Origin of the sequence: Mucilaginibacter sp. CAU 1740 (assembly GCF_039839285.1) — a bacterium.
In the GTDB taxonomy this organism is placed as follows: Bacteria; Bacteroidota; Bacteroidia; order Sphingobacteriales; family Sphingobacteriaceae; genus Mucilaginibacter.
In genome coordinates this window covers 569,842-591,483 of sequence record NZ_JBDOQS010000002.1, presented here as the reverse complement: position 1 = coordinate 591,483, position 21,642 = coordinate 569,842, and the positions used below count along the sequence as shown (strand labels likewise).

The following is a 21,642-nucleotide window of genomic DNA, read 5'->3' as shown; positions in this document are numbered from 1 at the left end:
TCTCTCTGTTTTAAAACCTGAAACCCGCCGAAAGGTATGGATACCATCCTTCTTCCGAGTAACCGGCTACAACTTTAATTACGGCCAGTTTCGCCGGCGCTACATATAAGCCAGCTCCCGTACCGTTGTGCCATTTATCTGAGCTTTGTCCGTTTTCCCAAACGCGGCCAATATCATAAAAGCCCACAAAACCAATCTGGCCCGGCACTATATAACTGGCAAAATCGGTTAGCTTAATACGCAGCTCCAGGTTGTTGTAAAAACTATGCTGACCGGCAAAACGGTACAACCTGTAACCCATCAAATTATCCTGCCCCCCTAAAAACAGCGATTGATAGAATGATGTTTTACCGATGGTGATACCACCGCCCACCCTATCGGCCAATACAATGGTGCTTTTAGCGTTCAGGCTTTTGTACAAGGCCACCTGGGGTATCAGTTGCGCAAAACTGGTTGAGGCATCATTCAACCCCTTATAGCCTTGCAGCTTAATATTAACGTAACTTCCCCATGCCGGCAGGATCTTGTTGTTACGCTTATCGTTCACAAAATCAACAACCAAGCCGGCGTGTAGTTTTGTTTTATCAAAGGTATAACTATCTGGCGCGTTGGTGAGTAACGGGTATGTAATAAAGCGGCCCACATTGTCATCAACGTCTAATTTATAGTATTGAAGCGATGGACCAACTGTTAACGAAGTGCCCGATTCATTGCGCCACCTGAAGGCCGGGTTAAAGTTGATAATATTGAAACGGGTGCGGTGATACTTTCTGAAATCGCCCTCTTTTATAAACTGTGTTTCGTTACCGCGACCAAAAAAGTTGATATTATCCGGGAAGTTCAATTCGGCGCTCATCAAATAATCGGCCTTGCCAAACGCGTGGATCCACTCACCGTTGTAATTAAATCTGAATGCCTTAGTGCTGAACGAATGACTGGCGAACACCGTTTGCTGATCATTATAAGGCAGCTTCTGGAAACCCTCCTGGTGGGTGTACCTGAAACCGGCACCTATCAATACACCTTCATCCGGGTTATAAGAAAAATTGGCCAGCGGCGCTATCACATTCATCAGATTAACCCTTAAGTATGAGGTATTAGCGCTATCCTTGCTGATGTGTTGGTTCACTCTCGATTCATCACCGGTGATGGTTAACTTTTTGCCATGATCATACAGTTGTACTGTATTTACCGATTTTACGATATTGTAGTTTTTGGTACCGGTACTATCAATAAACCGTAATTTGATAGGCGATGTAGCATTATCAAGCACCACCTTATCGCTACCACCACCAATGTAAATCCTTAGCTCTTTGGTGATATCGGGATGGAAATTCTGGTTCATGAGGGTGTCTTTCACTTCCCCCTCTTTATTGATCTTGTTGATGATCACATTTAGGCTACCGTTTGGCTCGTCCTTCACGGTTACCAGTTCGTTCTTGTTAGAAGCATGGATATCAACAATTTTATTGATGAACTTATAGTAATACTCCATAGCGGCCGGGATGTTGGCGCGGCGTTCTTTCAGTTGCTTCAGCAATACATCATGCCTTATTTTGTAGGATGATTCGGGCAGGCGGCGTAAACCGGCTTCCAGCACCTCGTCGGTTTCGGCAGATACGAAGTCATTTACAATTTTTGTCCATTGTTCGTGGCTGTATTGTACCGATGGCCAGCGCTGCATGAACATGGTTTTCCAAAGCGAGTATTTTACGTTGTAGATCTCGCCGCTAAAGCCTTGAAGGTTCGGTGCAAGCCATGGTTGGGCGGCTATAGTTGGTAATACGCCCTGGTTGGTATAAAATACCTGGTCGCGGTCGCGGGGAACGGCGGTATATAGCTTACCCTTGCCTTTTTCCTCATCTCGCCAGCGCCACTGGTCGCCGTGGCGATCCCAGTCGCCTATTAATAAGTCGAGCAGGCGGGCGCGCAGAAATTCTTCACCATCTATCGAGTTATCGTTATCATCCAGCATTTTACCGATCATTTTTACGGTATTGTCTGATTTGCCTCCCGGTTCACGCTCTTCCAGCAAACAAACCTTATTGGCAAAAATATTGGCGTATTGGCCTAACACAGGATCGGGCGATACTACACCGATCATAGGGTTAGCATGCGGCACCCGCGCGGCCGTAGCCAGCGGCGGAACGATCAATGCCGAAAAAGGATGTTGGGCACTCATGGCATCGTTAACCCAATCTTTAGCAAAAGTTTCCTGGAATTCATCGGGCAGGATCTTTTCAGGTTGTTTTTCCACGCTACGCAATACCCACTCCTTGCCGTCTTTATCAACCAACCTTAACGAGTGTGTTTGAAAACCACCGCCAATGCTTTCGGCTTTCAAACCACCATGAACCTGCGACAGCCTGATCACCGGCAACTTAGTTTCGGCAGCCCACTCCTTACGGTAATTTTCGCCAAACCAACGACGGTGAAAATTGCTTACGCTATCATATTTAGGATGCACCCTAACCACAATGCTATCAGCTTTAATTGGCGTATGCAAGGTATCAGGCATATATTTAACCGAGGTATAAGGTTGCGTATAAGTAAACGCCTGCTTAACGCCTTTATCACTATCAATATAGTACGTAAAGCGCATGCTGTTATCAATTAACAGATCGGCAGTTACGTAGCCTTGCGTAGCATCAGCAAATAGGGAATATTTTCCTTTAATGGCATAGGTTTGTTTAGCCCCTGCCCCGCTTACTACCTGTGTTTGTTTACTTTTAATAAACTGCAAACCGTGCTCATGGCCAGCAACATGTATTAGGTTCGGAAAATCGGCAAACATTGCATCCACCTTTTTGATCATGTCTTTATAAAGCGGATGACCGAGATCTTCCGGGTTAGAGAAAGTACACCTCAAAAAAGGATATAGCGAGCCGATAACGGGCAACGGGATCCAAAGATCTTTATTAGCTACCGTTAGCGGGAAAATATGATCTTTCAACGAGAAATAGCCGCCATGCGTACCATAGCTTTGAAAAGGGTGATGCGAGGCCAGGATGATCACCTTGTTTTTATTACGTTCGAAGATCAGTTTGATCTTATCGGCAATATCATCCTTGTTTTTGCAATCGCATTCAGCCCCCGGATTGCTTTTGCTGAAGGGGTATAACCACCATTCGCTGTCGAAAGCGATAACGGTTAATTTATCCGACAAGTTGATCTCTACCGGATCAGGGCAACCGTTTTCCGGCACCATTTTCAGCAGCTTATCGTTTTGCTCCTCCAAAAACTCCCACTGGCGTTTTATTTTGGCTAAACCAAGCGGTCCCATTTTGTCCCAATCATGATTTCCGGGGATAAAATATACCGGCGCACCGTTAGCCCTCATAGGCTGATATTGCGATTGGAGGATCTTTTTGGTTTCGGCCTCTTCCGGGCTGCCGGGAAGGCCCATACCGCGCGGGTAAATATTATCGCCAAGGTAAAATACCGAAGTTTTGTTTTTGATGATATTGGCCGCGGCATGTTTTAACACCATGCTTTGCTGGGTATCCATTTCGCCGGCATCGCCAATAAGGATCACGCGGTACTTCACCGAATCCTGGGCCTCGGCCTTAAGCATGCCCGCCAATAAAAGTAACAGCAAGGGTAATTTTTTGATCATAGGGATCAGATTAAGATGTACGTGTTTAAGGTTCAATTAAAGCTTTACAAGTACTACTTTGTAAAGCTGAATTTCAATATATTACCGGCGCTTAGCTGATCTCCCTCGTTAGAGATATACAGGTTGCGCTGGTTATCAAATGCCATGCCTTCGGGCTGGATAAAAATGGTAACGCTAAGCGGATAAACGGCTTTAACTTTCCAACCAGCATCGGCCACTACCAGCATTTTATTTACTGATGATACAATATACCACTCGTTTGTAGCCGTATTTTTAGCCATTGCCGAAGGGCGGAATGGTACACGTTTTTTATCGGCCAAACGCTCAATCTCCTTCACATCTATCATAAAGTTGCCGCTTTGTTTCAAGCTGCCATCGGCCTGTAGTTGCAAAATATAGCCGCTGCTGCTTTTGGATGATTTTTCGTCGGCGCAGTGCTTACAGAGCACATAAACCAGGCCTGTCTTTTCATCGGCAGCCATGGCTTCAAATTCCCCTTCGGGCAACAGGCCTTTTTGTTTTTGTACCCCTGCTGCTTCTTTCGTCCTTACCTGGTTAAAGGGGAAAGTAAATAACGTACCGTCGCTTTTAAGCATAATTACCCAGTTGCGGCAAATGGCCACATCTTCATAATCGCCGCTTTTGGCGAAGGTTGTATATCCGGCTTTTTTATCACCTAACTTCAGGTTGAATAAAAAACCTTCTTCATCCTGCTCGGCATATACCGAATCGCTTTTGCCATTGCGGAAGGCGAAGCCAGAGGTCTCAACCAAGTCATAAGGCATTTTATATTTTACCGGTTTGTTAAGATCATAGCCCGGCGGACTAACCGGGATAGCCTTCTCTTTATTTTTGCATGAAATGGTTAAAACAATACCCACAAGCGCCAATGTGCCGGTAATATAAATAGCCGCTTTGCGCAATGCATCCTGTGTTTTAAACCTTTTCATATGTTTTTTGCTGTAACAGTTCATAAATAGCCCGTTGCGATTGTACCAACGGTTCCGTTCTATCAACCCTTATATTTTGCAATTGTTCATTCAAAGTTACAGCCTGTACATTATCCTGCAATTGCAGCTCGATCATCTCTATCATCTCGTTTCTTATTCCCTCATCATACACCGGGAAACAAACCTCTATCCTACGATAAATATTACGGTTCATCCAATCTGCCGATCCCATGAAAACTTCAGGCTTACCGCTGTTATGGAATATGAAGATGCGGCCATGCTCCAGGTAGCGGTCAACAATACGGCGAACGGTGATGTTTTCACTCATCCCCTTTACGCCGGGGATCAAGCAGCAAATACTCCGCACTATCATCTTGATCTGCACACCGGCCTGCGATGCTTCGTAGAGCTTGCCTATCAAAACCCGCTCTTCGAGGTTATTCATTTTTATGGTGATAGCTGCCGGATTGCCTTTACGGGCCTGATCGATCTCCCGATCAATCAATTCGATAAACTTAGACTGCAGGTTAAATTGAGCCACCAACAAATGCTGAAAATCAATCTCATATCCATCAGATGATTTCGCTTTTTTGGCGAGGTAGATAAATAACAGATCCATATCGCGCAGCAACTGCGGATTGGCTGTCATCATGATATGATCGGTATAAAACGCGGCGGTGCTTTCATTAAAGTTGCCGGTTGCTAATAACCCTGCATATTTTATCCGGCCATCAACTACGCGTTTAACCAAGCCAACTTTAGCATGTACTTTTATGGCTTTATCACTGTATATGATACTGGCACCGGCGGCTTTAAGCCTTTTGGCCCATTTAATGTTATTAGCTTCATCAAAGCGCGCTTTTAGCTCAACCAAAACACGTACCTTTTTGCCCCGTTCGGCAGCACTGATCAACGCATTCACAATGCGCGAGTCGCTGGCTACGCGGTAAAGCGTAACCGAAATTTCCTCTACATCTTCAGCAATAGCAGCTTCGTTAAAAAAGCGAAGGATTGCGTTGTATGATTGATACGGCGCATGAAAAATACAATCGCCGTTAGCTATATAATCAAATATCGATTCATCGGCGCTGATCTGTCGGTTAACCAACGCGGGCCATTTGGTAAATTTAAGTCCGGGGCCACCTGCGGGCAGTCCCATCAAATCTTTCATGTTATGGTAAAACCCGCCCTCAACAATGCTTGAACCTTGAACGCCGAGTTTTTCCTCTATTAAATGAAGCATCCTTAAGGGGATGCCAGGCTGATGCAGAAAGCGGGTTGCTAAACCCATGTCCCGTTTTAAAAGTTGCTTTTCTATCTGCTCCTGAACATCACCATCGTAATCATCATCAAGGTCAAGTTCGGCATCGCGGGTAATCTTGAAACTATAGCAACCTTTTATCTCTTCGATTTTGAAGATCTTATCGAGGTTATACCTGACGATGTCGTCCAAAAACAGAATGTATTGCTTACCATCTTCATTAACACTAAAAAAGCGGGGTAACTGATTAGATGGGATATTGAGTATTACCGATTTCTCCTTGCCATCTTTTAAACCCAGGTTCACTAAAAAGTAAAGCCGGTTATTTTCGGGGAAGAATTGCTTTTTACCGCCCGCTAAATCAAAAGGCTGTAAAAAGGCCAGCACCTGGCTGTAAAAGTAATCGCTCACCCTATCCTGAATGCTTGCCGGAATTGGCTCATGAAAAAGCAGATGGATGTTATTCTCCTTTAGCAGCGGAATTAGCCTTTGGGTAAAAACCTGACCAAACCTGTTTTGCATTTGCTCAACCAGCTGCTGCGCTTTGTAAAGCACATCTTCGCTTTGGTCGGTTTTGTTAAGCAGGTTTAGTTTATGCAGGGCCATCACCACGGGCATGCGCACGCGGTAAAACTCATCCAGGTTGGATGAAAATATCGACAGAAAACTTACCCTTTCCAATACAGGTAAATCCTCACTTTCGGCCTCCATCAAAATGCGTTCATTGAATAACAGCCAGCTCAGGTCCCTGTCGAAAAATGAGTATTGCATAGTATGTTGTTTAGTTGTTAGTCGAAAGTCTTTAGTTCTAAGTCCAAAGAATAAAGTTCAGAATACGATACCCGACTTTTGACTTTTAACTCAAGACTTTCGACTTCAAGTACTACAATAATGATGAAATGATGAATGCCACAACCGAAACGATCAGCCCAAACATGAAAATGTTATAAGAAGCCCTTAGCAACCTGTACTTTTTACCAAGTACCACACCTTGCGAATAGTTATCGCGAATAAGGCTTCCGTACAGAAAATCCCTGTCTTCCATCATTTTTTCCATACCATCGCTGTATGCATCGTACGACATACGGTAGAAGTTACCGAAAAACAGCAGGTTGACTTTTTTACTGTCGATATCCTCGGGCGTAAACAATCCCGGCGGAATTGACGGACGCGTAGAAAGAATAGAAAAGATCATGGTAGCCAAACTTACCGAAAGCAGCATAAACGTTGGGATCAGCAGGTTTGAATGCTCATCCAATTTACGCAACACCAAACTGATAATAGCCGACAGGATAATGGAGTTCACCGTGATCATAATATGGGCTTTATTATCGGCCATATCGCTCAGGCGCTGGTGGTTGCTGGAGCTGATCCGGAACATGGTTTCGATACCACGGTCGGGGCGGTCGTTTTTATGTTTTTTGCCGTGATCTTTATCATGGTCGTCATGCTCTTTTTCTTTTTCGTGGGTGATGATGGTACCGCCATCTGTATTTACGGGAGTGGTGATCTCGGCCGGGGTTTCTTTAACCTCAACTTCAGCTTGTTTCTCTATCAGCTTTTGCAGGTTTTTCTGTTTCTGATCGTTAAGCAGCAAACGGCAGTAATCGGTATAATATTCGTGGCCCTGCAAAAATTCAATATTGTAGCTGCGCCATTGATCTTTATCGATCTCCTTCTTTTTGCAGGCCTCCATTTCTTTGCGGAGAAGCTTGTTTTTATCTTTAAAGTCATCGGTGCCGAGGTGAAACAGATCGGCATCACATAATATTTGCTGTAACAGATCGGTCGGATTTTGAGGCATCCGGGTAGCCTGGATACAGCCGTTTACTTTGTCGATAACCGGTTGTTCAACTTTATGCTGTTTTAAAAAATGATCGGCTATACCTACGCTTTTGGCTTCGTGATCGGCTTTATCAGTAAAATAACCGGTATCGTGAAACCAGGCCGCTGAAATCACTGCGAAGAAATCTTCATCGCTTAACTGGTAATGATTGGCTATTTGAGTAGCCGCCGCAACTACATCTTTGGTGTGCCTCAGGTTGTGATAAACCAGATCGGCATCGTGGTGAACATCAAAATAAGATATAACGTACTGCTTAACCTGTTCTAACAGCGGTTGAAATTTCATTGTAGTTTTTTATCGTTAAATGTAAATCAAATTTATTTTAAAAATCCCTAATTACAGCCATGAACAGGCAGAAACATAAAATATGGTTTAATGTTTATGGAACGTATGAGATTTTTGCCTGTTCGACAAAAGCAAAGGGCATACCACTATCCGGTTTAATTGATTATCAACCAATTGAGCATCCTTCCAGAATTAATACCCACGACATATCGTAAAGTGCCGAAAAACCAACAACCTGTAAAACGATATTGAGAACCCGAAAATTTAGTTTTCTGAACTTTCAGGGCCTTCGTAACTGTAGTTATATGGCGGGTGCGGTACAATAAAAGTTTCGTGTACACGCGATGATTTACGGAAATACGGAATCCAAATAGCAGCAATAATCACCGAACGCACCAAAGGGTTCAAGGCAGCCTCAGCAAGCTTAGCTCCGATAGTTGCCGCCAGGATATAATCGGCAACAAAAAACACCAATCCAAAAATGAAATATCCGGTAATAAAAGAGGGCAATATATCCCGTTTATTCAGCAACAACACCAGGCAAAACAATGCATATACCATCAAAATCAGATTACCCAACATTTCCACAACCAGCAGCAATTTAAAGTTAAGATCATGGCTGGTGCTATGATATAAACTCCATTTATGAAGGCTGAAATAATCTGCCGAGATCAAACTGGATGCGGTAACGATTACAGTACCAACCAAGCCCAGAGCTACCAGGATAAGCCATCCCCCAATCGGTACAAAGGTTGATCCATAAGCGAAAACTATACCCGGTGTTTCGCGCTGATAAAGCCAAACAGCCAGAAAAATAAGCCCGAATACCGCTAACACCGCAACACCAACCAGCGCACTATTTATAGTTGATGGCCGGGCAGCCTCATCTGGTGTGTACGAAAAACTATAGCCCAAACTGGTATTATTTAGTTTTTTGATATCGGCCCTGTACTCATCCAGCTTATTTACCGGCACATTATCCTTTAAAAACGAGAGTTTATAATTGAGCCTGAGCGTATCTCCCGCTGATGAAAAATTTGACTCGTAGCGGTAATAATCACGGTTAATGCTATCGTGATTTTCGCTAATATCCCAACCACCAGGCAATACCACCTTAATAGTGTAATCCGCATCGTAAGGATAAGTAACGCTCACCGGCGTTTTAACGCGACTGGTAATTGACGGAAACTGGTTATAAATAAAATTGGCAAACAGATCGGCGTTGTATTTATCAGACGTTGAATCCTTTTTCAGGAAATCGCCCACCTTATAAGTTTCAATTGTTATGAGGGTATTCTTTTTAAGATCATCTTTTACAACTATTGAATCTTTAGCCTCGATTTTATTGTAGATCTTCGAATAGTAGTCGAGGTAACTTTTCTCGGTTTCCGTCATTCCTGACGATTCCAGCTTACCACGCATGTAATCGGCTTCATCGCCGGTATAAGTAGTTTTTACCGTAAATAATACAGGAGAGGTAGCATCTTTTACGGTATAAATATCTTCGCACTTGACGCTGCCGCCTTTTGATGGCGAGATGATTGTTAAAGCGTTATTACCCGCTTTGAGCACCAAACCTTTACCATAACGGGGGAAATAAATATCTGTCCCCTCCCCGCCCTGGTTATCCATTGTGGCATCAACCCAAACCTGCTTACCATTTACGTTAGCCGTGACAACAGCATGGTTAAAGGCGTAGGCCGTTGGTATGTATTGCTCAACATGCTCATTCATATCTGCATTTACCAAAACCATTTGCGCATCAATATCATTAGCTTTCAGCATTGATACCAGCAACAACGATTTATCCTTACAATCGCCATAGCGCTGCTTAAATACTTTTTCGGGGTTATTGGCCCTGTGCGAGTACTCGCCTATTTCAATGCCCATATAACGCACTTCCTGCTGTACAGTAAGCGTTGCCAGCCTAAAGTATTTTGCTTTATCGTTGCCTGCTTCCTTTTTTAGCTCCACTATCCTATCGCCTAAAGTGCCTTTTATATTTAACGATGGCGGATTAATGCTTAAAGCCCAGTTCACCACATCGGCCCAATTATTAAACTCGCTCACCTGGATAAAACCGCGCTCGTTGTACCATGAAGGTTGTGTATCATCATCATGCGCAGGCGGAATCTGAAAACCCTCATAAGCGTAAGTTGTTAAACCGCCATTTTGCGTTATAACAGGCTTAGGTACGTTATTAAAAGTTTTAAAATTCAGTTTACGTTGCAACGAAGCGATAACCGCCGTGTAGTGGTGCGAAATGGGTGTGCCCCACTGAAAATACAGGTTATCGCAATATTTGCCGTTTAATATCGGGTTACGACCGGTTACCGTGTACGAGTATTCTATCCTGTCCCCTTTACGGATATCATCCAGAATACACAGTGCCGAAAAGCTTCCCTGGTAAATGAAATTAGATAAATCCTGCTCATCAGCCAAAACTTTAAACCCTGACGCTTTTAAACGATTTTGCGGTTTGCCATCACGCCAAACAATAATATCATGAAAATCCAACCTTTCGTAAGCAGGATCAAAGCTTACCGAAATTTGCGACGCATTTTGGATGCCCGTTTCTGAAACTATTTCGCGGATGATATGGTTATAATCGGCTTGCTTTTCAACCTGAATTTGTTGCTCTATCAATCCATAATAAAAACCACGTTCGATGGTGCGTGAAGATGGTTTTTGATTGTAAGGTTTAAGTGTGCTGATCCAGGTTGGTTTAGCAGAAATATGTACTGAAGGGGTATCGGCAAAAGCAGTCCCTCTGCACCAAACCAACACCACTAAACATAGCGAAAACACGAAACGGATATTAAAAAGCTTTTGCATACCGGCTATGAAAATAGGCAATCAGAATGAATTGAGGGCATTTATTTTAATATTTAACAATACATGAACAGTGTATTTGCATAGCGGCGAAGTTACTCACCCCGACATCGCTGCGCTCGCCACCCCTCTCTACGCTTCGCGTAAAGAGGGGGCTTTTTAGAGATTCATTTTGATTTTATTAATTACCGAGACAATATCATTTGAGATTTCTTCATTTTCAAAACGTAGTATCTTTAACCCTAACGCATTCAAAACAAAATCCCGATTTTTGTCGTAATCCTTTTTAACCAAATGTATAGGGCCATCAGCTTCGATAACCAATTTCGATTCGTAGCAATAAAAATCCGGGATATAGTAAAAGCTTTTTCCGAAAGATGATTGAACCTGAAGTGGATGCTGCCTAAGAAATTTTCTTCCTTCCAGTTTTCTGTTTCGTAGCTGTTCCCACAGAAGTTTTTCCGCGCCCGTTTGCTGCCGTCTTAATTCTCTGCAAAAGTCGGTTATGTTTATCACTATAAAAGATTTAGGTGCTTAAAGATAAGCTTTAACCCAACATCAACCAAGTAGCCCCCTCTTTACGCGAAGCGTAGAGAGGGGTGGCGAGCGAAGCAAAGCCGGGGTGAGTAAACTCTGAAACAAACAAAGCCACCCCGAAACCGGAATGGCTTTGCCTATCAAAAGATAAAAAAGACTATTGTTCGCTACCCAACACAGCGCGGAACTTAGTTTCATAATCCTTAAGCTGCGCGTCAAATTGATTAGCCAGGGCTGTTTGGTGATTATCCTTAGCAAACTGGGCTAAACCATTCAATACCTGCATACCGATCTGTACATCACGACCGTGGATACTGTTAATATCCTGCGTTAACAAATATGCATTGTAATCCAACTGATCTTTCAGGTAGTTATCAATATTGGTTGCCAGTTTATTACCCAAAACCACATCGTGCAATTGGTAAGCTAATTGGGCCAGGTAAAGTTTACGGCCTGCAACATCAACATACGGATACAGGTCAGGCAGTTCGGCATCATATTTCTGAACTACTTTAAGTGCCTGATCATTTTTACCTTCCTTCACCAGGTTTTGAGCCAGATCAAGGAATGTAGTTACCATTACCGGGTAAAACATTGAGGTTGACTCATGATCAAGATATTTGGCGGTTTTAAAGTTACCAAACTTAAACTTGGTCATCACGTTTTTATACATCACCTCTGTATTGGTTTTGCTCAACTGATCATGGTTGGTGGTATCCTTTTCAAACGGGATCAGGTGATAAGTAAAACCTTCTTTGTACAAGTATGGCTGTAAACCTATCAGGTTTTCGTTACCAATGGTGGTAGTAAAGCAAATAGGGCGTTTCCAATGGTTGTGGGCTAAAATATCAAACATGGCCAGGTTCTCTTTAGTTACATAGTTTGATGTAAATTTCCATTCCATAGTTTTTGCCAGTTTGCTTTTCTGCTCAGGCGTAATTACACCGTTTGCAACAACCTCGTCGGCATTGATATCAATTTTAAGGTTTTTTGTTGGCAGATAGTTACCAAAATCACCGCTTTGATATTCAACTTTGGTTGCTTTATCATCCGAAGTAATAAAGTCAAAAACCTCTTTAATGTCCTGTGCTTCCGGCAGTTTCTGATCGTTAAAATAGATCACATCCCTTACTCCCTCTTTATATTTATCAAAAGGCATAGTAATAGGCAGCGGAGCCGAGGCGTTCATTGGTTTCTGCATCTGACGGATATACCAATCGCCGGTAAATAAGCTCAGGTTAACAATGCGCACATCCGGACGGATGCCTTCAACTTCCTGATCGTACCATAGCGAGTATGTATCATTATCGCCATAAGTAAACAAAATGGCATTTGGCGGGCACGATATCAGGTAGTTATAAGCCATATCATGCGGGGTCATTTTGGTTGAGCGATCATGATCGCCCCATTCTTTGGCAGCCAGCAATACAGGGCAAGCCAATACGCCAATAGCAGTGGCACCGATAGCCGCCGTTTTAGGGTTAAGATATTTGCGGGCAATATCGGCAATAGCAATAACACCCAACCCTATCCATATAGCAAATGCATAAAACGAACCGACATAGGAGTAATCTCGCTCCCGCGGTTGCACGGAGGCTTGGTTCACATATAAAACAATGGCCAAACCAGTAAAGAAGAATAGCAATGCCACGATCAAGGCATCATTGCCACGTTTATTTATGTGGTAAAATAAACCAATCAAACCTACAAGCAAAGGCAGGCCATATAAAGGTGTATATGTAGTTGCAGCGGTTACCGATTTAGGCAGGTGCTTACCCCCATCAAAAATGCCGCTTGTCCAGTTACCATCAATATCTTCGGTACTTTGTTGCCCGTCGGCATCGTTGTAGCGGCCTACAAAGTTCCAGAAAAAGTAACGCCAGTACATTTGGTACATCTGCCAGCTAAACATCCATTTCAGGTTGTCGCCCATGGTTGGGGCCTGCCCTTCGGGTATGCGGAGCCATTGTTTGTAAAACTGCACATCGTTAGGATCGGTGCTGTACATACGCGGCAGGCTGGTAGTATGGCTGTAAACATAATCAGTTTTACGACCAGCATTTTCGTATTGTGTTTTTCCCTTGCGGTAAATGATGCTTCCCTCTTTTTGATCAGTAACCTGAGCATCATAAAACGGACCGCTTAATAATGGCACCTCGCCATATTGGATACGGTTAAGGTAACCGTACAAGGTAAAGGCGTTATCAGGATGTGAGTTATTCAGATCGGGGTTGGCAGTGGCACGGATAGGGATGTAAGCAAATGATCCGTAACCAAAATAGATAAACGCTACGCAAAGCAAAACCAGGTTAAGTACCGGTTTCTTTGCGCGGATGCTATAAATAATACCAAATACAAGAGCGGCTATAATGATCAACAGGAAAAATAACGCGCCTGTGCCAAAGCCCATCCCTAACGAGTTAACAAAATAAAGATCAAAGTAAGCGGCAAACTTTACAGTGTAGCCCCTTATTCCGTATTGCACCAGGCCAAGTATCACAATGCCAATTAAAAATGCAATGAGGCCACCGCCAACATTCACATTTTTGCTGCGACGGAAATAATATACCATGCCAATAGCAGGGATGGTTAACAGGTTTAGCAAGTGGATACCAATTGATAAACCAATAACATAAGCAATAAAAACTATCCATTTATCGGCACCCGGTTCATCGGCATGCTCGTCCCATTTTAGGATAGCCCAGAACACGATAGCAGTACAAAGCGATGAAAGGGCGAAAACGATAGTTTCTACAGCTGAAAACCAGAAGGTATCGGTATAAGTAAACGCCAGTGCGCCAACCAATCCGGCACCCATTATTGCATATAACTTGTAATCGTCAATAACCTCGTCGCGTTTCTCGGTCATCAGTTTTTTGGCGAAGGCGGTTATGGTCCAAAATAAAAACATAATGGTTGCGCCGCTGGCCAGTGCCGAACCCATATTGGTGAAGAAAGGCACTTTAGTATTATCACCAAATGATAGCAGCGACAAAACTTTGCCAATCATGGCAAAAACAGGGTAACCAGGTTGGTGGGCTACCTGCAAACGGTAGGCACATGAAATAAACTCACCGCAATCCCAAAAACTTACAGAAGGCTCCAGTGTTAAGATATAGGTAATTGATGCTATAATAAAGCATAGCCAACCTAACAGGTTATTGATTTTTTTGTACTGCATTTAATAGTATATCAATTGATTTAATAGCGCGGCAAATATCACCATTTTTATAACTTATAAAAAAAAAACACCCTTGCATGACAAAATTTAACAATAATTAACTTTTTCGCTATTGGTTTTAACCCAAACCCTTCAACTAAAATTATGTTTATCTTTGTGCGGCTTGCTAATAAACAGCTACATATAAACCTTTTTAAGTGCCTTACCCCCAGCGCTTATTAATAATCAAATTTTTATCTTACAACAAATAATCTTTACTTTGTTTCGATGCAAAAACTTTACACCCTAAACTTCCGGAAGGCCTTTATTGCTGTTGTAACTATCCTGGCTACAACGCAGTTAGCTAAGGCGCAATCAGTTTATTTGCCAAACTCATACCAGTTATATCAAAAATTCAACAGCGATATTTATTCAGTAAAGAGCTCGACACATACTTCACTGAGGCCTTTTTTAATTGATAGTACTATTATCCATACTTACGATTCGGTGATGAACGTGGGTGTAAAAGAGCGTAAAACATGGGGCGGGCGCAAACTGTTCAATGAACATCTTTTTGATGTTAAAGATAAAGGTTACACATTTTATGCCGACTACATTACAGACGTACAGGTGGGCAGAGATTTTAATAATAGCAAAACTACCAACTTAAATACCCGCGGTTTTCAGATTGGAGGTACTGTTGGCGATAAGTTTTCTTTTTATACCAGCGGCTTTGAAAACTCGGCCAAATTTGCGTCTTACTACAACGACTACGTAAATGCCAATGTTTTTGTGCCTGGTCAGGCTTATGCAAGGCATTATAATGGCCAGCCTCAAAACTCGCAAGATTGGTCGTACGTTACGGCGATCCTGTCTTACTCCTTTAATAAAAACCTTAACATTACCCTGGGCGAAGATAAAATGTTTATTGGCGATGGTTACCGTTCGGTACTATTATCTGATTTTGCAGCTAATATGCCCTTACTCAGACTGACCGCAGATTTAGGACCAGTGCGTTATATGATAGCCTGGGCTTACATTGAAGACACGCAACAACCTAAATTTGATTTTTTTGGAAGTAACCGTCGCAAATGGGCATTATTTCACTACGTTGACTGGAATGTGACTAAACGTTTATCCTTTGGTATGTTCAATGCGCTTATCGCTCCCGAAGCCGACGCGCAAGGAAACAGAAGTGGATTTGATGCTAATTTTGTAAACCCTATATTATTTACAAGTTCGTTGGGGCCAAATGGGGTACAAAAAGACAATGTTTTTTTAGGTTTTACAGCTAAATATAAGGTATTTGATAAATCAGCGCTGTATGGGCAAATTATGTTCGACAGATTTAAAGCCAATAGTTTCTTTTCGGGCAACACTACCGATAATACCAATGGCTGGCAATTGGGTATCCGCGGTGCTGATATTTTTAAAGTTAAAAGATTAAATTATCTGTTTGAATTTAATACCGTTAAACCTTACACTTATACTGCCTCAAAATCAATAAGCAGCTATACGTTTTATGGAGATCCGTTAGCACATCCCTATGGCGCCAATTTCATGGAAGTTTTGGGTATTCTGAATTATTCTATCGGAAGGTTCGATTTTCAGGGACAAATTAATTATGCTAAATATGGTCTTGATGCAAATAGTTCCGATAATAACGGTAAGGCTATAATTAAGCCGTTTGTACCTTCTGCTGATAAAACAACTACTGTAGGGCAAGGGATCAGCACGCAACTATATTACGGTGAAGGAACTGTAGCTTATATACTCAACCCTAAATATAACTTACGCTTTGAACTTGGCGCGCTTTACCGTCAGGAAAAAAACGATCAAAAAAATTCGAAAAACGCATTGATCACATTCGGTTTAAGAAGTTCGTTCAGAAATCTATATCACGATTTTTAATGGCTGATGTTATAAGAACTTTCAACTATTTTAATACACAAAAAAGGGTTTCACGACGCTTTTTTGTGTATTAAACTTTAACTCTTTTCCTTCTTTCTTGAACCAAGCGACAACCCCATAGCTACACCAATAGCTACGCCCACCGCCAGGCTGTGCAAGGCTACTCCAATTGCAACACCTATAGCCAAGCCGCCTGCAAAATATTTCGAATCGATCCTGTTCATAACTCATTAAAACAACACCCAAATTAAAACATTTTTTTCTACGTATAAATAGCTTTCACACCTATAAACATCACTGTTTTCAACAAAAGCCTTATTTAAAATAAAAAGCGAGGCAAAAAGTTGATCAGATTATTTTTGTGCATCTTCGGAAACTTTAACATACTTTAACTTATTTATAAAGCTTGATTTTTTATTTTTAACCATGTTTCGTTCCGCCTTAGTACTCATATTATTATTTATAGCATCATTTGCTTACGCGCAGCATACCCAGGAAGGTATTGTTTATGAAATTAAAACGCACATCGCCCTCTCGGGGATCAAAGTAGAAAACCTGAACGGTAAGTTTAAAACCCAAACCGATAAGCAGGGGCATTTTTCTGTTCCGGCCAAGGGTGGCGATCTTTTGGTTTTTAGCGGGATGGCCTATAGAACAGATACGGTAGTAGTTACCAGCCTGGATGCCCGCTATTTTTACCTTACCCCATCGCAACAACAACTGAACGAGGTGGTGATTAACGGTAAAGGTGCTGCCGCGGTAAACCAATCGGCCTTTAACCAGCGGATAGACCCCCTGTTTCATAACCAAACCATGACCTATCAGCGTAATACCGATGGCCCTTATGGTGATGGTTCGGTAAAAGGCGGCGTAAGTTTGCGCGTATGGTCAAACAAATCAACTGAAAACAATGCGAGGAAGCAGGCCCAGTTAGAGGAACGGGATAGGAACATCACCAAAATTCAGCAAACCTTTAGCGATGACAACATTGGTAAATATGTACCCTTAAAAAACCAGGAGTTGCACGCCTTCACGGTACGATATACGCCGGATATTAAAACATTTACTGCCAAAGAATTTAACCTGGCCACATACCTCAGCAAATGTTACGAGGAGTTTCAGAAGCTTTCGCCGGAAGAAAAACTCAAAGTGCCCGTTTTTGAACACAAAGACGACTCGACATCTAACTGATTTATAAGCAGAAATTCATATTTCCCCCTATCCTGTTACCAACAACCAAAGTTTTGTAGTTTTAAGCAGATAACGGAAATATCATGACACCCAATAAATAAATGTTTAAACATTTATTTATTATCTTTGCTTATACTATTCACACATAAAAACTTATGAAAAAGATAGGATTTTTATCATTTGGACATTGGTCTGATCATCCGGCTTATCAAACCCGCACAGGTGGCGATACGCTGTTGCAATCAATTGACCTGGCTGTAGCCGCCGAAGAGCTTGGCATAGATGGTGCTTACTTTAGGGTGCATCATTTCGCGGCACAGTTGGCATCGCCATTTCCGTTGTTATCAGCTATCGGCGCTAAAACAAGTAAAATAGAAATTGGTACGGGCGTAATTGATATGCGTTACGAAAACCCGCTATACATGGTAGAAGATGCAGGCGCAGCCGACCTGATCTCGGGCGGGCGGTTACAATTAGGCATAAGCCGAGGTTCGCCGGAACAGGTTATTGATGGCTGGCGCTATTTTGGATATGAACCGGCTGAGGGAGAAACCGATGCAGAGATGGGCCGTAACAAAGCTTTACAATTTTTGCAGAGATTGGATGGAGAGGGCTTTGCAGAACCTAACCCATACCCTATGTTTCCTAATCCACCGGGCTTGTTACGTTTAGAGCCATACTCGGAAGGTTTGCGTGAGCGGATCTGGTGGGGTGCCGCATCAAACGCAACAGCTGTTTGGGCTGCCGAAAATGGCATGCACCTGCAAAGTTCTACGCTTAAATTTGACGAAAACGGCAAACCGTTCCATATCCAGCAAGCTGAGCAGATCAGGCTATATAAAGAAGCCTGGAAAAAAGCCGGACACACACGTGAGCCACGGGTGTCGGTAAGCCGTTCAATTTTTGCATTAGTGAACGAGCAAGACAGGTACCTGTTTGGACGCGAAGCGAAGCAAGCCGATAAAATTGGCTATATAGAAGCCGATAAACGAGCCATATTTGGCAGAAGCTACGCCGCCGAACCTGATCAATTGATCAAAGAGCTGGCGCAAGATGAAGCTATACAGGAAGCAGATACCCTGCTTTTAACCATCCCCAATACATTGGGCGTTGATTACAATGTACACGTGCTTGAATCTATTTTAAAACATATTGCGCCAGGTTTAGGTTGGCGTTAATATTATCCTTCTGCTTTGCCTGTTTTGGGCAAGGCAGAAGGATTCTCCAAATACTACCTCAGGAAACTACTGCCTGAAATTCCTTTTCAAAATCCCGCTCATAAATGGATTTGTAGGTTCTGCTAAAATTTTCGAAGGTATGCTTTGCCAGCGAGTGTTTACCTAAGGCCGAAAAAGCTTTGCACTTCAGCATCATCGCATCTTCGTTAACCGCATCGAAGTAAAAAATAAAATTGGCCAGCTCTATCAAAAACTCCGGATCGTGGCTAAACTCGGCCGAATGGGCGTGATAGAGATATGTATTGATCACCTCATTCGAGATCTCGGACTTGAAGCTTTCCAACCAATCGTAATCGCTATTGGAAAGGAACTGGCCGCGTTGCGTGATGCCCGATAATTCTTTGATTTTTTCTTTATTGAGCTTGCGCTTGTTTTTCACGAGGCTTAAATAGTTCCTGTAATCCACATATACCAGATCCGGGTCAAGGTTGATGGTCCAGGTTCCGGTTTCTTTAGATAGCTGGCAATGATCCATTCGCTCCAACAGCGTTTTCAGTTTTACGATACTTACCGAACGGTTATTCCTGGCGCTTTTTTCAGATTTATCTATCCAAAACATTTCGTTCAACCGTTCTGAGCTTATCCCCCGGCCAAGCCTGATGGTGTTTAACAATATCAGTAAAAACATCTCCTTAATAAGAGGCGTAAACAGCCTGGTCATCTCTATCCCCTGGGCATCAAATATCTGCAGGTCTCCAAACAGCAGGATAGCATTTTTTAAGGGTTGTTGATCTACAGATGCTGCTTCCGGTTCATCTTCCATTACTATTTCCGGATGATAACTGATTTGCTGTGTTTGTGCCACTGAAGGTTCAACTACCATAGATGGCGCTTCGGCAGGCACTGATGTAGTTATTTTCGCTCCTTTTCTGCGGATCAAATAAACAGCTCCACCGGCCGTCATTATAACAGCGGCTATTATCCAAACCATCGAAGCTCGATTGGCGCCCAACCCTGCAGGTTGCGTAACCTGAAAAAGCGGCGGCCCCAGTAAGGTGTACACGGCAATTTGTGTTTGCCCGGCGTCGCTCCGTAAAAGTGTTACCGCTATAAATTTATTTGACCGGGGTGCAAAGTACAGATCGGCAAAGGAATGTACATCATGAAACCTGTAAGGTATCCCGCTTTCAAGCACCTCGTAAGCCGGACTATTAAGTGAGCCGCGAATTAATTTTAATGTTGAATTATAAATATGCCGCGGAAAGATCAACCCATAATAGCTTTTACTGCCCTGATCAATAACAAGCGAGTTGGCAAAAGTAAAACCATCAGTACCGTGCGGCGCTATGTCGAATAACTTTTTAAATGTACGATCGCTTACCGTATAGCGCATCATATCGTACATATATTTGGGAGTGAGGATCTGCTTTCCGCTGGCATTGCCGTAACCGCCCAGGATGTAAGCGGTATCACCTTTTGCGGTAGCCCCAGTCGCAGCGAGGTAGCGGGGCATATAAAAATCCCCTTTATAAATAATGCTATCCCACTTATTGGTGTTAAAATGGTATTGAAGCACCTCGTTATGGTAAACCAAATAACCATATCCACCAAAAACATACATCGATGAATCGCGCTGCGAAATGATCTTATTAAGATGCCAGTAACGCGTTACCTGTCCCGGTTTAAAATTACTCGACCATGCGTTGGTATTAAAATCAAATTTCTCAGCCTGCTTGGCGTCGGTATAAAAGCTATATAAATTTTTATCGAGGGGATTAAATATGGCCCGATTACCCTGAACAAGATTAAGTTTTGTGGTAGCTGCATTTTTTTTGATGATACCACTGTTGATATCATAGGTATAAACGGTATCGCTTCCAATCACCAGCAAAGCTTCCTTATCTGCATCAAAACTTACACTGGCCATACCGTTAGCAGTGAAAGCCTGCGCCTTGCTCCAATTTTGGTGCATAGATGATACCCATATGGGGTTAATTATGGTGGCATCCTTGTGTTTTACCTGCTCATGCGCAATAGTTCCGTTGGTTTCGTTCAGTGGCCAGTTGTATTGAGTTGTACCACCCTGTTCAACCCGGATATCCCTGATCTTCATGGGCGGCACGTCGGTAGTTTCAAATTCGCCATGGTTATTGGTGCCAAACGTAATATGGTAACAGGCATTTTTATTTAGGGCGATGTTTTGTTGGGTATAGGTTTTTCCGGCAGAGATAACCTGTAAACGATTATGGCCGGCATCAAACAGTACCCTCACCCTGTTCCATTTATTATAGAGGTTATTTTGATCGATAGCGAAGCTGATCTGAGGCTCCTTATCGCCGGTTACCAACTCGAAATGGTTTTTGGCTGTGTTATAAACCAGGTCGAAATTGTGTTTATCATCAGAGATGATCCTCACCACATAGCCGAAGTAAACATTATAAGCCGGAAAAAAGGAAGCATCAAAAGAGAGTTCGAAGTTATCATTAAAGCAAAAACCTTTTTCGGGACTAAGCTCAAGCGATGTTCTTTTATCCTGCACCACCTCATGGCTCGCAAACCTTAAGCCATAGTTTTGCGCAAGACCATCGAGGCCCAAAAGACAAAAAAATATTACAAAAACAACTTTACTGTAAAGCAAATAAAACTTCCCCATGCTTGTCCCAAACAATTATCTGTTAATTGGCAATGCTGCAACTGCGCTTAAAATTGGCGGCCATAGGTAAATGGCATGGGTAAATTTAAATTAAAAACACGATGCTGCATAGCAAATTCATGCAAGGGGAAAAGAATTTCAATTTTCGTAAAAAAGGGGATAGTTAGGTTAAAAATGTATCAGCACTATAATTTAATGTAATAAAAATATCTATCACGGCAT

The 21,642-nt window shown here is 42.6% G+C and carries 12 protein-coding genes; 3 read left to right on the top strand and 9 right to left on the bottom strand.

Translation table 11 applies throughout. From position 1 onward, the window contains the following. Nucleotides 1–10: 10 nt before the first annotated feature. The 7 genes from AAFN85_RS06660 to AAFN85_RS06630 all read right to left on the bottom strand — a co-directional run bounded on the left by AAFN85_RS06660 (nucleotide 11) and on the right by AAFN85_RS06630 (nucleotide 14,508). Nucleotides 11–3,616 (bottom strand): BamA/TamA family outer membrane protein, encoded by a 3,606-nt coding sequence (locus tag AAFN85_RS06660; protein WP_347526278.1) that lies wholly within the window; start codon nucleotides 3,614–3,616, stop codon nucleotides 11–13. 53 nt (nucleotides 3,617–3,669) lie between these two features. Next, nucleotides 3,670–4,566 carry an SdiA-regulated family protein gene (locus tag AAFN85_RS06655; protein WP_347526277.1) on the bottom strand — a complete coding sequence of 299 codons (897 nt, stop codon included), beginning with the start codon at nucleotides 4,564–4,566 and terminating at the stop codon, nucleotides 3,670–3,672. Further along, nucleotides 4,553–6,598 (bottom strand): polyphosphate kinase 1, encoded by a 2,046-nt coding sequence (gene ppk1, locus AAFN85_RS06650; RefSeq protein WP_347526276.1) that lies wholly within the window; start codon nucleotides 6,596–6,598, stop codon nucleotides 4,553–4,555. The genes AAFN85_RS06655 and ppk1 overlap by 14 nt, the downstream gene beginning before the upstream one ends. A 112-nt stretch (nucleotides 6,599–6,710) precedes the next feature. Further along, on the bottom strand, nucleotides 6,711–7,958 hold the full coding sequence (locus AAFN85_RS06645) for a Pycsar system effector family protein (protein WP_347526274.1): 1,248 nt from the start codon (nucleotides 7,956–7,958) through the stop codon (nucleotides 6,711–6,713). 264 nt (nucleotides 7,959–8,222) lie between these two features. After that, on the bottom strand, nucleotides 8,223–10,793 hold the full coding sequence (locus tag AAFN85_RS06640) for a DUF3857 domain-containing protein (protein WP_347526272.1): 2,571 nt from the start codon (nucleotides 10,791–10,793) through the stop codon (nucleotides 8,223–8,225). A gap of 156 nt (nucleotides 10,794–10,949) precedes the next feature. Further along, the gene (locus AAFN85_RS06635; protein WP_347526271.1) at nucleotides 10,950–11,306 is read right to left on the bottom strand and encodes an endonuclease domain-containing protein; all 357 of its coding nucleotides are present in this window, start codon (nucleotides 11,304–11,306) and stop codon (nucleotides 10,950–10,952) included. A 178-nt stretch (nucleotides 11,307–11,484) separates the two neighbouring features. Continuing rightward, a complete protein-coding gene (locus AAFN85_RS06630) occupies nucleotides 11,485–14,508 on the bottom strand; it encodes a DUF2723 domain-containing protein (protein WP_347526269.1) in 3,024 nt (1,007 codons plus the stop codon). A 267-nt stretch (nucleotides 14,509–14,775) separates the two neighbouring features. On the opposite strand from AAFN85_RS06630, the gene AAFN85_RS06625 reads away from it, so the two are divergent. Then, a complete protein-coding gene (locus AAFN85_RS06625; RefSeq protein WP_347526267.1) occupies nucleotides 14,776–16,398 on the top strand; it encodes a gliding motility protein RemB in 1,623 nt (540 codons plus the stop codon). A gap of 77 nt (nucleotides 16,399–16,475) precedes the next feature. Here the strand turns inward: AAFN85_RS06625 and AAFN85_RS06620 are convergent, their stop codons facing one another. Continuing rightward, entirely contained in the window at nucleotides 16,476–16,622 is a 147-nt protein-coding gene (locus tag AAFN85_RS06620) for a hypothetical protein (RefSeq protein WP_347526266.1), read from the bottom strand. 202 nt (nucleotides 16,623–16,824) lie between these two features. On the opposite strand from AAFN85_RS06620, the gene AAFN85_RS06615 reads away from it, so the two are divergent. Further along, nucleotides 16,825–17,589, top strand: a complete 765-nt coding sequence (locus AAFN85_RS06615) for a hypothetical protein (protein ID WP_347526264.1) — start codon at nucleotides 16,825–16,827, stop codon at nucleotides 17,587–17,589. Nucleotides 17,590–17,744: 155 nt separating this feature from the next. Then, on the top strand, nucleotides 17,745–18,767 hold the full coding sequence (locus AAFN85_RS06610; RefSeq protein ID WP_347526263.1) for an LLM class flavin-dependent oxidoreductase: 1,023 nt from the start codon (nucleotides 17,745–17,747) through the stop codon (nucleotides 18,765–18,767). A 58-nt stretch (nucleotides 18,768–18,825) separates the two neighbouring features. Here the strand turns inward: AAFN85_RS06610 and AAFN85_RS06605 are convergent, their stop codons facing one another. Further along, entirely contained in the window at nucleotides 18,826–21,420 is a 2,595-nt protein-coding gene (locus tag AAFN85_RS06605) for a galactose oxidase (RefSeq protein WP_347526262.1), read from the bottom strand. Nucleotides 21,421–21,642: the final 222 nt, after the last annotated feature.